At 63.6% G+C, this 14,182-nt stretch carries 11 protein-coding genes; 6 read left to right on the top strand and 5 right to left on the bottom strand.

The features are described 5' to 3' along the window. Positions 1-27 precede the first annotated feature (27 nt). The 5 genes from VCJ09_RS16590 to VCJ09_RS16570 all read right to left on the bottom strand — a co-directional run bounded on the left by VCJ09_RS16590 (position 28) and on the right by VCJ09_RS16570 (position 8,651). Positions 28-1,101 carry a WD40/YVTN/BNR-like repeat-containing protein gene (locus VCJ09_RS16590; RefSeq protein ID WP_324731231.1) on the bottom strand — a complete coding sequence of 358 codons (1,074 nt, stop codon included), beginning with the start codon at positions 1,099-1,101 and terminating at the stop codon, positions 28-30. A gap of 96 nt (positions 1,102-1,197) precedes the next feature. Beyond that, a complete protein-coding gene (locus VCJ09_RS16585) occupies positions 1,198-2,556 on the bottom strand; it encodes a DUF1329 domain-containing protein (protein WP_324731230.1) in 1,359 nt (452 codons plus the stop codon). A gap of 37 nt (positions 2,557-2,593) precedes the next feature. Continuing rightward, the gene (locus VCJ09_RS16580; RefSeq protein WP_324731229.1) at positions 2,594-4,567 is read right to left on the bottom strand and encodes a DUF1302 domain-containing protein; all 1,974 of its coding nucleotides are present in this window, start codon (positions 4,565-4,567) and stop codon (positions 2,594-2,596) included. Between the two features lie 77 nt (positions 4,568-4,644). Continuing rightward, entirely contained in the window at positions 4,645-5,808 is a 1,164-nt protein-coding gene (locus VCJ09_RS16575; protein WP_324731228.1) for a thiolase C-terminal domain-containing protein, read from the bottom strand. A 185-nt stretch (positions 5,809-5,993) separates the two neighbouring features. Continuing rightward, positions 5,994-8,651: a LuxR C-terminal-related transcriptional regulator gene (locus VCJ09_RS16570; RefSeq protein WP_324734680.1), complete on the bottom strand. Its 2,658-nt coding sequence runs from the start codon at positions 8,649-8,651 to the stop codon at positions 5,994-5,996. 396 nt (positions 8,652-9,047) lie between these two features. Here VCJ09_RS16570 and VCJ09_RS16565 point away from each other — a divergent pair, with 396 nt between their 5' ends. The 6 genes from VCJ09_RS16565 to VCJ09_RS16540 all read left to right on the top strand — a co-directional run bounded on the left by VCJ09_RS16565 (position 9,048) and on the right by VCJ09_RS16540 (position 14,178). Continuing rightward, entirely contained in the window at positions 9,048-10,682 is a 1,635-nt protein-coding gene (locus VCJ09_RS16565) for an acyl-CoA synthetase (protein WP_324731227.1), read from the top strand. Between the two features lie 30 nt (positions 10,683-10,712). Further along, complete coding sequence (locus tag VCJ09_RS16560; protein ID WP_324731226.1) at positions 10,713-11,246, top strand: SDR family NAD(P)-dependent oxidoreductase; 534 nt, start codon at positions 10,713-10,715, stop codon at positions 11,244-11,246. After that, positions 11,246-11,440, top strand: a complete 195-nt coding sequence (locus VCJ09_RS16555) for a hypothetical protein (protein WP_324731225.1) — start codon at positions 11,246-11,248, stop codon at positions 11,438-11,440. Before VCJ09_RS16560 ends, VCJ09_RS16555 begins: the two co-directional genes overlap by 1 nt. A 4-nt stretch (positions 11,441-11,444) precedes the next feature. Further along, positions 11,445-12,260, top strand: a complete 816-nt coding sequence (locus tag VCJ09_RS16550) for an alpha/beta fold hydrolase (protein WP_324731224.1) — start codon at positions 11,445-11,447, stop codon at positions 12,258-12,260. 13 nt (positions 12,261-12,273) lie between these two features. Continuing rightward, positions 12,274-12,948, top strand: a complete 675-nt coding sequence (locus tag VCJ09_RS16545; RefSeq protein WP_324731223.1) for a hypothetical protein — start codon at positions 12,274-12,276, stop codon at positions 12,946-12,948. 66 nt (positions 12,949-13,014) lie between these two features. After that, positions 13,015-14,178, top strand: a complete 1,164-nt coding sequence (locus VCJ09_RS16540) for a zinc-binding dehydrogenase (RefSeq protein WP_324731222.1) — start codon at positions 13,015-13,017, stop codon at positions 14,176-14,178. The last annotated feature ends 4 nt before the right edge of the window (positions 14,179-14,182 follow it).

The following is a 14,182-nucleotide window of genomic DNA, read 5'->3' as shown; positions in this document are numbered from 1 at the left end:
AGGGTACTCGCTCTTCAAGTTTTCTACTTATTCGACGGGCAGTACGCGCACGCCACGGGTACCCACCAGAACCAGCGAACTGTCTCCGGCCAGGCTGACGCCGGCGACCGGCGACTGACTCTGCTGCGGCACCATTTGCAGGTGCATGCTGCCCTCTTCGCCGAGCAGCATGTGCCCGGCCTGGGTGAACAGACGGTACTCGCCGGTCGCGTCGAGGGTGGCGGCGGTGACGCTGACTTGCAGACCGGTATCCAGCGCAGTCCAGTTGGCGCCCGCATCGGCGCTGCGGAACACATGGCCGCGCAGACCATAGACGAGCAGCTCGCCAGGGGCGCCAATCAGGCCGAAGAAGCTGCCCTGGTAAGGCGTCGGCACGGACGTAAAGCGTTCGAGGAGGTCATCCCACCTGAGCAGCAGGCCATGTTCGCCGACGATGTACAGTGCATCGCCGGTCGAGGCGATGGCGTTGAGGTGAAAGCCCTGCGGGTTGTCGGTGCGATCCTGCAGCGGCGTCCAGCTCTGGCCGCCGTCGCGGGTAGCCAGGATCAGGTTGAACACACCGACCACGTAACCGAGTTGGTCATCGGCGAACCAGACGTCGAGGAACGGCTTGTCGGGCCCCTCATCGAGCAGTCGCCGGCCCTCTGCTGCGAACAGCGGCCACTGCTCATTGGCCGGTTCCGCACTGGCCAGCGCGCCGTAATGCTTGACCAGCAGGGCGCCGATCTCGCGGCCGTCCAGCTGCTTGGTCCAGGTGGCGCCAGCATCGCGGCTGTGCAGGATCACGCCATCGTTGCCCACCGCCCAGCCTTGCTCGGTAGTGGGGAAATGCACGGCATTCAGATCGGAGCTGACCGGCACGGCGGCCTGCTGCCAATGCTCGCCGGCATCGTCGGAATAGAGGATGTGGCCACGTTGGCCAACGGTTACCAGACGCTCACCCGCACGGGTGACGTCCAGCAAGGGACTGTGCTGCGCCAGGGTACTTGGCTGGGCGGGCAGTTCCAGCACGTCAACGTAGCTGGCTGCCTGAGCGACACCCTGCAACAGTGCCAGTGTTGCGTACAGCGCTAGCAGCACGCACTTCTTGAAAGAACACATACAGCGTCCTCTTGGAAAAAATCGCCGGAGTGCATAGGTTGCAGTCCGGCGCAAAGTCTGCCCGGCGTCGGACGGGCAGGCGGAGCAGCTTGAAACCTAGCGGATGCCGGTGCCGGCCAGCGATTCGGGCGACCATTGGCTCTTGGAAAGCGGTTGGCTGTACTTGATGCCACCGTACGGACCGACCAGACCGGTGATGTTGTAACTGCCGCCAACCAAGTCGTAGATCATGTGCGGAGTGGCATCCGGCACCTGCTGGTCGTAGCTCTGGCTGAGGAAGGCGAAGGAGCCACGGTAGAGCTGACCACGGGCGTCATACTGATCGGAGGCCAGAGCGACCCAGCTGTCCTCGTCCAGGTAGAAGCGGCGCTTGTGGTAGATATGGCGGTAGCCTTCCTTGAGGGTGGCTTCGACGACCCATACGCGGTGTTTTTCCCAGCGGACTAAGTCCGGATTTAGATAGTTCGGAGTGGTCAGTGCCTGGGGGTCCGATAGGTAGGTGAGCTTGTAGGTGTTGTACGGCACATACATTTCCTGCTTGCCCACCAGCTTCCACTCGTAGCGATCCAGTGCGCCGAGGAAAACGAAGGCGTCGTCATAGGTGGCGGCACCGGCTGAACCTGGGTTGGGGGTGTCGTAGGCCAGGCTCGGCGCCAGTTTCACTCGACGAACGCCGGGTAGGTACTGCCAGGCACGACGCGCTTGTACCAGCGGGTTGGCTGCGTCGCGCACCAGGATCGCCTCGCCAGCGCGACGTGCCGGCTCGGTGTACAACAGCTTGATCTGGTAGAAGGTGTCCTGGCCCTGAACCAGCTTGGTGACGTCGTTGTAGGACGCGTAGTTGATATAGGCCATACCGGTTGTAGCCAGGGTCGGTACGCCAGCGGAGTCGACGTTCCAGGAGTCGTACTTGGCCTCGACGTTGACCCCCTGGTAGCGCAATAGGTGGTTCCACATGGCCTCGGCGCCCGATTGTGGAATCGGGAAGGGAGCGCCTGGCAGAGCATTTTCGATGGCCTGACCGCCTTCGATTGACTTGGCGTCGGTGGCGTTCTTCAGCGTGTTGTTCAGCACGGCTTGCGGTAACACTACGCTGCGGTGGGTCGGATAGACGTCCAGGCGATAGCTGGGGAAGCGCTTGAGCAGTTCGACAGTGGTAGCCGTCAACATGCCTTGGTACTGATCAGCATTCTTGCCGTCGATGACTTGCACAGGCTGGTCGTCGGCGAACGGGTCGGGGCGCTTGGTGTCGCCAGTCTTGAAACCAGCTGGCGCGGCTGTCAGGCCGCCTGCGTAGGCGGGGATGGAGCCGTCGGCGTTGCCGGCCATCTCGGCGCCGAGAAGGGTCAGTTCGGTGCCGAGCTTGGAGGCTTCGGTCGCGGATACGGCCGCTTGGGCCTGACCGGCGATGGCGATGGCCAGAGAGGTGGCCAGCAGAGTGTGCATCAATTTCATCTGTGTTCTCCTGCTTGCGTCTGACGCAATGCGTAGATCAGAAGGTTGTCTTGAAGGTGAAGGTGACCATGCCGCGGTCTTTCAGCTGCGCCGCAGGACTGTTGAAGGCAGTGGCTTGGCCTTTTACGCAGGCATAGTTGCTGGCTGCGCCAGGCGCTGCCCCGTCGGTTCCGGTCTCACAGGTATCGAAGGGACCGAAGTTATCCACGTACTTGAGGTCGAAGCGGTATTTCGCGTACAGGTCAGCGGCAATGCCCACCGAGTAGCTACCGGCGCCTTCGTTGCCACCTGTTTGCACTGCGGAATTGCCGCTGAGGCCGACGCTGTAGCTGAGGGGCAGGTACATGTCCATGCCCGGCAGCACCTGGTACCAGGTCGGGGTGAAGTTGACACCCAGCACGTAGTTGTTCTTGCTCACCTTGTCGACGCCGCGGTACCAGTCTTCGCCCTTGAACAGGTGCTCGTTCTTGTCCACGCTCAGCCAGCGACTGTAGGCCAGTTCGCCGAGCACGGTGGAGCTGTCCCACAACGCGGTATCGCCGAAGGCGGCAAGGCCGTTGACCACCAGGTGCAGGGTCTTGCCCTTGGCGACTGCATCGTCGCTGTCACCATTGAAGCTGGCGATGAAGCCGGGCATGCCCAAGGCTGCGGCTCCCGGAGAGACGGTGGCAGCCACGCTGTTGAGGGGCATGTTCTCGCGATAGTTCAGATCCACGCCGACTGACACGCCTCCCAGGCTTTTCGACAGGCTGATACCGAAGATATCGATGTCATCGGCGTAGAACTGGTTGTAGGTGCCGGCGTTACCGGTGAGCGCAGCGCTGGGCAGCGGTACGGCATCAGGCAGCGCGGCATTGATCTGGCTCGGCGTGAGCCCAAGACCACTGGCGCAGCCTCCGCCTAGCGCTGCACCACAAAGGTCAGTGGCAACTAGGGTCTGAGCCGTGTTCGGAGTAATCACCAAGTTCGGCAGAACGTCTGAGGCCTTGCGGTAGTAGAAGCCGAGGCTACCGTCCAGCCACAGAGGCGCCCACTTCGCGCTCAGGCCGAAGTCGCCCCTGTCATCCGGGGTATAGGTACGTCCGTTGTAGACTCTCAGGTAGTCAGCGCTCACCGCTCCGGGGATATCTGCGCCCAAGAATGTGTTGGGCAAGACTTGCTGCAAGGGGGTAAATCCAGAGGCACCGAACAATGGGTTAGGCTGCGCAATCAGCGACAGATTATGCCCGCCATGCTGGATGCCATCGTTGAAGCCTAGGTAGGTGCCGGCTTCCGGCAGGCGTGCCTCATCCCAGCCGAAGAAGTATTGGCCGGAGAAGTTCCATTCTTCGTTGAGGTTGAAGTTCACCAGGAGCTGTTCGCGCGGGATAAACAGTTCCTTGGCCTCGGTGCCCGGAACTGCCAGCTGCTTGGACACATCGATGCCAGCCTGGCCGTAGGCGATGCCGTGAGCGACAGCAAACACGGTTTCACCCCAGTAGCTGGTGGTTTTGCCCAGCTTGGAGCTGAGCATGGAACCGTCACCGACCTCGATGCTGCCGAAGACGAAGGCATCGAGAATTTCGGAAGAAGGACCGTTGTAGTAACGCTCGCCATAGCCGCTCAGGCCGCTGGAGGTTGGCGCGCCATTCTCGATGCGGTTGGGCGAATCGTTCTGTGCGCCGATGTCGCCATAGGCATGGTCGTACCAGGAGTTAGCGCTGATCCGGAAGCCCATCTGCTCTTTGAAGACCACATCCAGTTCGGTCAGCACGTCGATGCGCTCGGACACCGCGCTGCCGGATGAGAAGTTACGGTTACCGTCGTTGCTGTTGAAGGTATTGGCCAGCTTCGAGTTCGGGCTTTCCACGCGCTGCGCGTAATTCAGCTTGAGCGTGTTGTCAAAGCGCACGGCCCAGTCGTCACTGCCAGTATCGATTTCGAAGGCTTGGGCAGCTGGCATGCATGCTGCCAGAACGGCCGAGGCGAGCAGGCTCCGCCGCAGGTTGAGGTGGCTGTTGTTGCTCTTCATGGGCTGATGCACCTTTTTGTTTTGTTTTGTTTTTTTGTTGGTTTATGGCTGACATTTCGGGCCGCATGCGACCGCTACTAGGACATCCGTTGCAATATGTTGAGAGATACCGCGCGACCGAGGGCGGTGCCGTGCTGCAGTGCGGTTCTGGCTCTGGTCAGCTGGCGGGAGCCCGCCACGCCACGCAGTTGCCAGACCAACTCGACCAACTGGGCGATGCCGGTGGCGCCCGGTGCATGACCACGGCCGAGCAATCCGCCGGATGGGCAAACCGCCACGCCACCGTCGGCACCGTTATGGCGGCCCTGAGCAAAGGCGGCGAGCTGATCCTCACGGCAGAAGCCCAGCGCGGAACTGTTGATCAGGTAGTCGCCGACGCTTTGGTCATGCAGCTCAACCAGGTCTATATCTTCAGGGCCGAGACTGGCCAGCTCGTAAGCTCGAGTCGACAGGCGCCGGGTAGCGGCGCGGCCCAGCGCGTCGAGCGCGCTGTGCGACTCCTGATCGGCATCGGTATCGCCACCCTGTAGGCTGACCAGGCAGGCGATATCGGCACGTAGTCCGTAACGCCGCACGAACGTCGGCGTACACAGGATCAGGGCGGCGGCACCAGATGCCGGGGCACTCAGGTAAGGTGCAAGCCAGGTGTCGACCTCGTCCAGGTGGTTGAACAGGGCATAGGGGTTGTGGCGTGCCTGGGTTCTGGCACCCATCAAAACCTGTTCAAAGGTGGCCTCCGAGACCCCTAGGCCGGTGAGCAGATGGCTGCTCTGGGCAGCGAACAGCTCCGCCGGATGTTGGCGTCGCTCCAGCTGCTCGAGTGCTTTGTGGTTCTCGACGGTAAGGTCTTGCGGCTTGCCAGCGCGCTCGCCCAGATCGAAGAAGGCCCGGCTGGAAATGCCTGCCGGCATGGCTTCACAGCCCACCACCAGCACGCACTCAGTCTCGCCCGAGAGTAGGCTCTGGCGCGCCAGGTGAAAGGCGCTATGCCCTGAGACGCAGCCATCACGAACATTGATCAGGCTTATCCCGGTCAGCCCGAGAGGCGCCATCAATCGCTCGCCGATGCCCGAGCCGGAGTGCACGCTGGCGAAGAAGGTCTGGTCGATCAGATCGAGATCGAGACCCGTATCGGCCAAGGCTAGGCTCACCGCTGACTTGGTTAGTTCAGCGGCATTGCCACTGCCCAAGGCGGTGAACGGGGTCATGCCAACGCCTGCGATCAGTACCTTGTGCGTCATCGTCTCTGTCCCGAGGCCGGTAGCGCGACGCCGCAATAGGCGTCGCGCGGGATTCACCACGAGCCGTCGACAGGCCTGCTGACGGCTCTTCATGGGCTCGAGACTATTCCCGGCGCGCTACTTTGGCCCCCCCATTGATAGGGGGGCTGTGCTAACGACTAGGGGGGAGGGGGCTTAGTAGTAGGCTAGGGCTGTAGGATGCCCAGCAGGTAGGCGCGATCGATCACATGCTTGCGGGTGCCGGCCTGGAACTTACCGAACAGGTTCTTCATGTGCCATTTCACGGTTTCTTCGCCGACCTCGAGGGCCAGGGCGATCTGCTTGTTCGACAAGTTGCGCGCGAGCAACTGCAGGACCTCGCGCTCCTTGGGGGTGAGCATCCGGCTCGGCGAGACGCTTACCGTCAAGTGCTTGCGCGGCGGGCCGGGCGCAGCGACGGGTGGCTGCACGGCGGCAGCTGGGGCATTGCTCTGTAGCTGGGCTGCCCAGGCAGGCAGATCTGGGTGGGTGTCGGCGAGGATCCGCAGCAGGCCGTATTCCTCGGCCAGACTGACGGCTTCGCGCAGGGCCGGCAGACCGTCTTCGCCGAGGCGCTGGCGGGCCAGTGCCTGGAGCAGGAGTATTTGTACGCTTTCGCGCCCACGCCGCAGGCGCTCGGCCAGTGGTGCGGCCTGTTCCAGCAGCGCCAGAACGCCGCTCCAGTCGTGGCTGGAGACGCAGGCGTAGACATGCCCGAGCTGCGCGCACAGGGCGAGTTCGGGGCCAAGCAGGCCGCGTGATTCGCGGACGAAGTCGGGCAGCAGTTGGTCGAGGCGCTGCCACAGGGCCTGGCAGGTTTCGCTGTGGCCGCGCAGGGCATGCTGGCGAAGCTGTTCGGCCAGCGCGGTGATGCACAGGCGCGGCATCTGCCGGGTCTCGCCGATGGCGAACAGTTCATCGAGCAGGTCGTGGGCGCGGTGGGTCTGTCCCTGCAGGGCCGCCAGGCGGGCCGCGGTGACATAGCCCTGCACGATCGCCTCGGGAGCGGCCAGGCGGGCCAGCACGTCCATGCGATTAGCGAGTACGGTGCTGGCCTCGGTCTGGGCGTCGCGTTCGAGCAGCACGTTGGCTAATGTCGTCGCCATCAGCACGGCGATGCCGCTGCGCCGGCCGATATCCTCGTCGGCCTGGCTCAGGCTGGCGCGCAACGCCCGCTCGGCGCTAAGCATCTGGCCCTCCCAGAAATAGGACAGGCCGAAGTGCCAGTCGCGGTGGCCGCGGACGGCATCCATACCAGAGCTCCATTCATAGCGTGGCGCATGCTGACAATAATGGCGCGCGCGCTCGGTCTGTCCAGACGCCAGGGCCAGGCGAATCCTGAGGTTGCTCAGGATGGCCTGCAGCTTGATGGAAAAGGCGGGAGTCTTGTCTAGCCAGGGTTCGATGAGCAGCAGCGACTGATCGGGGCGGTCGGCGAAGAAGGCGGCGGTCGAGAGAATTGCCACTGCCTCGCACTGCTCTTCTTCGCTGGCGTTCGGATCCTTGCTGACCTGCTCGATCATCTGCATGGCTTGCGTCTGGTGCCCGCTCATGGCCAGCGACCAGGCCGCCGCTAGGCGCAGACGCGGACGCCGCTCGACTTCGCGGCTGGGCAGTTGCTCAATCCATTCCAGCGTCCGGGTAAAATGGCCGTGTAGCATGAGCTCGTACAGGCAGTTCTCGGCCAACGCATAGGCTTGCTTGGTCTGTCCGGCCAGCAGTGCCTGGCGCGCAGCGGCCTCTGTGAGGCCGCTGCCGGCGAGCCATTCGGCGGCGCGCTGGTGCAACAGTTGGCGCTCTGCGTCGGGCAGCGCGGCGAAACGGCTGCGGAGCAACTCCTGCGCCAGTGGGTGGATGCGCAGCCAATCGCTTTCCACGCCTTCGATCAGGATCGGCGTGCTGCTGAGCAGCTCTTGCAGCCAGGCAGCGGCGCGTTCATCCGCGAGCAGGACGACGCACAGTTGCGGATGGACCATCTCGAATAGCGAAATGCGCGTGAGAAAGTCGGTTTGCTGCTTCGAGAGGCGGGACAGCAGCGAGTCGACGAAGAAGTTCTGCCGATTGCCATTGCTGACGGCCAGGCCGCGGATGGCGTTGTGCAGATCGCTGCTGCGCTCGAACGCCGAGATCGCCAGTTGCAGGCCTAGCGGCCAGCCCTCGGTGATTTCGTGCAGATGCGCGCAGTCGTCCAGGTCCAGACGCTGGCCGAAGCGCGCCGCGAGCAGGGCGAGGGTCTCGTCCAGGGTGAAGCGCAGGTCCTCGACGCCCACTACGCCGAAATAACCCTGCGCCAGCAGGTCGGCCATGGGCAGGGCGATACGCCCGCGCGAGGCCATGGCCACGCGCAGGTTGGCGGGTGTGTTACGCAGCAGGTAGGTCAGCGAGTGGCGCGCCGTCTCCTCCGGCAGACTGTGCGCGTCATCGAGAATCAGCAGGGTTTCGGCGCCCAAGTCAGCGATTTCGGCTAGCCAGCAGGTCAGCTCGTCGAGGTCGCCGGCGCCTTTGTCGAGCAGGGTGGTGCCGCTCTGGGGCATCACCGGTCGACCGCTGCCGACCGACTTGGCAACGGCCAGGCCGTGGGCGAGGCGCAAGGGATCATCATGCTCGTCGAGGGTCAGCCAGATCACCACCCCACCCTGCGCCAGCCAGTCGCGGCGCCACTGGGCCAGTAGCTGGGTCTTGCCGAATCCCGCTGGCGCCTGCAGGGCGATCACCGCCTTATCTGCCAGTTCGGCGGAGTCCAGGCTCAGCCGGGTACGCGGTGTGGCTGACTTCTGCACGCGCGGTGGGGTGGCCTTCAGGACCAGTCCGGGTTCGGTACTCACTAGGCTCAAGCGCTTTTCTCACGGCTGACGGGGAGCGGTTTCCAACTGGCGACGGTGCGCCGCTGGAGGTTCTTATTGTCGATCCATTCTGCATCCGTTTCCGCCGGTTGGTGATGGTGCCGGCGTGCGGTGTCATTTTTCATTTGGCCATTGCCTGCGAGCAGAAGTCTAGGCGCTTGTTGCGCTGAGTTCGACCTGCATTCCGGCGCGCCCCCCCATCGAGGGGGGCGAAGCCGAGGTGCGAGCGCCATATGGTGGCAGCGTGGAAGGGTATATCGGACTCCCCCCCCACACCGCCGTAATTGGACAGGTACAGGTACAGGTACAGGTACAGGTGCAGCGCATGCAGCGCGGCGCCATAGCAGTGAACCACGCAGTATTTGAGGAGTGTGTCGCATGAGTCCGTATCGTGCAGGGCTGGACAAGCACCCGGCCAACCACATGGCATTGAGCCCACTGACGTTCATCGAGCGTTCGGCTTACACCTATCCGCAGCGCACGGCGGTGATCCATGGTCGGCGTCGCTATACCTGGGCCGAGACTTATTCGCGCTGCCGTCGACTGGCTTCGGCGCTGGCGGAAGCCGGAGTGGGGCAAGGGGACACCGTGGCCGTGATGCTGGCCAACACCCCGGAAATGTACGAATGCCACTTCGGCGTGCCGATGTGCGGGGGCGTGATCAACACCCTCAACACCCGCCTGGATGCTGAGACCATCGCCTTCATGCTCGAACATGGCGAGGCCAAGGTGCTGATCACCGACCGCGAGTTTGCCCCGACCATCCAGGCTGCGCTGCCCAGGGTCAGTCATGACATTCTGCTCATCAATGTCTGCGACAGCGAATATGACGGCCCCGGCGAGCTGATCGGCAACCGCGAGTACGAGGCGTTCATCGCCACCGGCAACCCGAAATCTGCCTGGCCGTTGCCGGCCGACGAGTGGGACGCCATTGCGCTGAACTACACCTCGGGTACCACCGGCAATCCCAAGGGCGTGGTCTATCACCACCGTGGGGCTTACCTGAATGCGCTGTCCAACATCGTCACCTGGGGCATGCCGCCGCATGCGACTTACCTGTGGACGCTGCCGATGTTTCACTGCAACGGCTGGTGCTTCCCCTGGACCATGGCCGCCAACGCCGGGACCAACGTGTGCCTGCGCAAGATCGACGCCCAGCTGATCTTCCAGGCAATCCGCGAGCACAAGGTCAGCCACTACTGCGGCGCGCCCATCGTGCAGTCGCTGCTGATCAATGCACCGGTCGAGTGGCGCGAGGGCATCCGTCATCGGGTGTCGGCGCTGACCGGCGGCGCCGCACCGCCGGTGGCTATGGTCGAGGGCATGAAGCAGCTGGGCTTCGACCTGACCCACGGCTACGGCCTTACCGAAACCTATGGTCCGGCTGCGGTGTGCGCCAAACATCCCGAGTGGGAGGAGTTGCCGCTCGAGGAGCAGGCTCGCCTGGGTGCCCGTCAGGGCGTGCGTTGCATTTGCCAGGAAGGCATCAGCGTGCGCGATCCGTTGAGCATGCAGGAAGTTCCTTGGGACGGCGAAACCATGGGCGAGATCATGTTCCGCGGCAACCTGGTGATGAAGGGCTACCTGAAGAATCCGCGGGCCACCGAGGAATCCTTCGCCGGTGGCTGGTACCACACCGGTGACCTGGCGGTGATCCAGCCGGACGGCTACGTGAAGATCAAGGATCGCAGCAAGGACATCATCATCTCCGGTGGCGAGAACATCTCATCGATCGAGATCGAGGACGTGCTCTACCGGCATCCCGCGGTGCTGGCTGCGGCGGTGGTCGCCACCTCGGATGAGAAGTGGGGCGAGGTGCCCTGCGCCTTTCTCGAGTTGCGCGAGGGCCATGCACCGACCGCCGAGGAACTGGGCGCGTTCTGCGCCGAACGCCTGGCGCGCTTCAAGGTGCCCAAGCAGTTCCTGTTCGGCGAATTGCCCAAGACCTCCACCGGCAAGATTCAAAAATTCGTACTGCGCCAGCGGGCCAAATCGACCCTGGCCATCGAATAACACACAGCAAACAGAAATTGCGAGAGCCCTATGAGCAACAATGAAGCTTCAGCTGTGGTGATTACCGGCGCTTCCTCCGGCATCGGTCGGGCCCTGGCGCTGGAAATGGCTCACCGCGGCCACCCCCTGAGCCTGACCGCGCGCCGGTTTCCGCTGTTGGAGCAGCTGCGCGAGGAGATTCACCGCGACATCAATGCGCAGTTGACGGTGCAGTTGGCGGTACTTGACGTATGTCAGATCGACAGTGTGGGCGAGACGCTGCGGGATTTGTTCACTCGCCTGTGGGGTGTGGGCACGGTGGTGGTTAACGCCAGCGCCAACGATCTCACGCGCGTGGGTGGCGATAGCCTGGACAAGGAGCTGAACCTGATCCCGGCCAACTTGACGGGCGCCATCGCCACCGTCAACGCGGCGGCCGCTCACTTCCTGGTGCGCGGCCAGGGGAACATTGTCGGCATATCGTCGCTGGCCTCGCTGCAGCCGCTCAATCAGCAGGCCGCCTACTGCGCCAGCAAGGTATTGCCGTCACCAATATCCTGCCCGGCTTCATCAACACCAACATAGTGGATGGCGTCGACATAGGCCGGCTGCCGTTTGCCATCGGGGTCGAACAGGCGGCGCGCGAAATGGCGCGGCTGATCGAAAAGCGGGTGAACGACGGCGTAGTGCCCACCTTCCCCTGGAAGCTTCGGCGGCCCTTGCTGGGCCACCTACCCGAGCGCTTTGCGCGCGTTAAATTTTCCGATCAGGAGCAATAACGCGATGGATTACCCAGGAACACGCCTACAGGTCAACGGCATCGCCATGCATGTGGTGGTGGTCGGTCAGGGTGAGCCGGTGCTGTTGGTGCACGGCTTTCCCGACAGCCACGCGGTGTGGCGCCAGCAGATACCGGCGCTGGTAGCGGCCGGTTACCAGGTGATCGCCCCGGACACCCGCGGCTGCGGTGACACGGAAATGCCCATGAACGTGGCCGACTATCACAGCGACATTCTGGTGGAGGATTTGCGCGCGCTGCTGGATGCGCTGGGCATCGACAAGGTGAAACTGGTGGCCCACGACTGGGGTGCCGTACAGGGCTGGTTATTCAGCCTGGCCCATCCCGAGCGGGTGGAGCGTTACATCGCCCTGTCGGTCGGCCATCCGGCGGCCTATGGCAGTGGCGGCCTGGCGCAGAAACTCAAGGGTTGGTACGTGCTGTTGTTCCAGTTACGCGGCTTTGCCGAGTGGCTGCTGAAGGCCGGCAACTGGTGGTTCTTCCGCTGGTTCACCGCCTTTCCCGAGGAGTTCACCCAGTGGCGATCCGTGCTGGAGCGTCCGGGACGCCTCACGGCCGGCATCAACTATTACCGCGCCAACCTCGGCCTGATCCTGCCGCAGGTCTGGCCCAAGGCTCGGGTGCCGGTGTGCGGCATCTACAGCAGCGGCGACCGCTATCTGACCGAAGAACAGATGCGCAACACCGCGCGCCATGTGGACGGCCCTTTCCGCTACGAGCGCATCGACGGCGCCAACCACTGGCTGCAGCTACATGCGCCGGAAAAACTCAATCCACTGCTACTCGACTGCCTGCGCTGAGCAAGGAATCCATATGCACAAGTATCGTTTTGAACTGATTCTGGCGGCGCTGCTGCTCGCCGTGTTCGTCGCCTTCGGCCAGTGGCACGCGCCCGGCAGCAAGCTAAGCGCGGACGAGATCGAAGGCTACATGAGCACGCTGGAGCGCGACCTGGCCTGGCCGGAGGAGGAGAAGGGCGAAATTCTCCGCCACCTGCACGCCTGGGCCGAGGCTGATGACGGCAAACCGGTCTACATGCTCAACCTGATGCGCTACTACCCGCAGCTGCGTCCGCTGCCGCAGGTGGCTGGCTTCAAGGGCACCCCCGAGCAGGCCAATGCCTATTACGAAGAACATGTCATGCCGCTGCTGTTCGCGCGCGGCGCCTATCCGCTGTTCGCCAGCACCATGCAGGGCGTTCTGGGTGGCGAGCAGCCGAGCACCAACCTGATCACCTTCGAGCCGGCAATCGACAACTGGAGCAGCGTGCTGGTGATTCGCTATCCGAATCGGCGCGCCTTCCTCGACTTGGTCAGTGATCCCGAATACCTCAAATACATGCCGTACAAGGCCGCCTCGCTGCTGGTGGGGCTGACGCCGATGAAGGGCGATCTGATCCTGCCAATGCTCAGCTGGGCGCTGGGCGCTGGGCTGATGCTGCTGTTCCTGGCCGTGGCCTGGATCCGCGCACTGCGCCGCGCGCGCTGACTGATTTACGGTGCTGCGGCAGTCGCTGCCCGACCCCCACCCTATCCAACATCTCGGAGGTAGCGGATGAAAGCTGTCGTTTGTCAAAACGCCGAACTGAAGGTCGTCGACCTGCCGGAGCCGGTACCCGCCAAGGGCCAAGTACTGGTCGAGGTACTGCGTTGCGGCATCTGTGGCTCGGACCTGCACATGCGCCACCACTGCGACGAGTTCAAGGCCGTGGTGGACAAGGTCGGCTTCGGCAAGGTGTTGCCGTTCAGCAGCGATCCGGTGGTGTTCGGCCATGAGCTGTGTGTCGAGGTGCTGGAGTACGGTGCCGGTTGCGACAAGAAGATCAAGCCCGGTACCCGCGTGGTAGCCCAACCGCTGCTGCGTATTGGCAATGCGATCCACCTGGCCGGCCTGTCGCCGGTGGCCACCGGTGGCTACGCCGAGCGCATGCTGTTGCAGGAGTCGGCGCTGGTGCCGGTACCCAATGGTCTGTCGGCCGAGATGGCGGCCCTGACCGAGCCGATGGCGGTGGCCTGGCATGCGGTACGCCGGAGCGAAATCCAGCGCAAGGACGTGGCCCTCGTCATCGGTTGCGGGCCGGTGGGCCTGGCACTGATCTGCCTGCTCAAGGCACAGGGCGTGGAGCGCGTGGTGGCCAGCGACTTCTCCGCAGGGCGCCGTGCCCTGGCGCAGCAGTGCGGCGCCGATGTGTTGATCAATCCGCGCGAGGACTCGCCCTATGCCGAGCGTCCCGGCGAGGACTTCATCCGCGATCTGCCCAGCTTGCTGGAACTCTCGGTGGGCACCCGCGAGAAGCTCGGCAAACTGCCAGTGCCGTGGCACATCGCCTGGCGCCTGGCCGAGAAGCTCGGCGCCGGTGCACCTAAGCGCCCGGTGATCTTCGAGTGCGTGGGCCTGCCCGGGCTGGTGCAGCAGATCATCGACGGCGCGCCGCTGCTGTCGCGCGTGGTGGTGGCCGGCCTATGCATGCAGGTGGATCGTTACGAGCCGGCCCTGGCGATCCACAAGGAGATCGACCTGCGCTTCGTCTTCGGCCATTCGCCACTGGAATACCGCGACACCCTGCACATGATCGCCGAGGGCAAGGTCAACTGCGCGCCCATGATTACCGGCACCGTCGGCCTGGATGGCGTCGCCAACGCCTTCGACGCCCTGAAGGATCCGGCGAAGCACGCGAAGATCCTGATCGATCCGAAAAGCGCCGTGGTCCAGGCATGAAAAG

Origin of the sequence: Pseudomonas paeninsulae, from assembly GCF_035621475.1 — a bacterium.
GTDB lineage: Bacteria > Pseudomonadota > Gammaproteobacteria > Pseudomonadales > Pseudomonadaceae > Aquipseudomonas > Aquipseudomonas paeninsulae.
The sequence above is the reverse complement of the archived record's forward strand: the minus strand, read 5'-3'. Positions and strand labels throughout refer to the sequence as shown.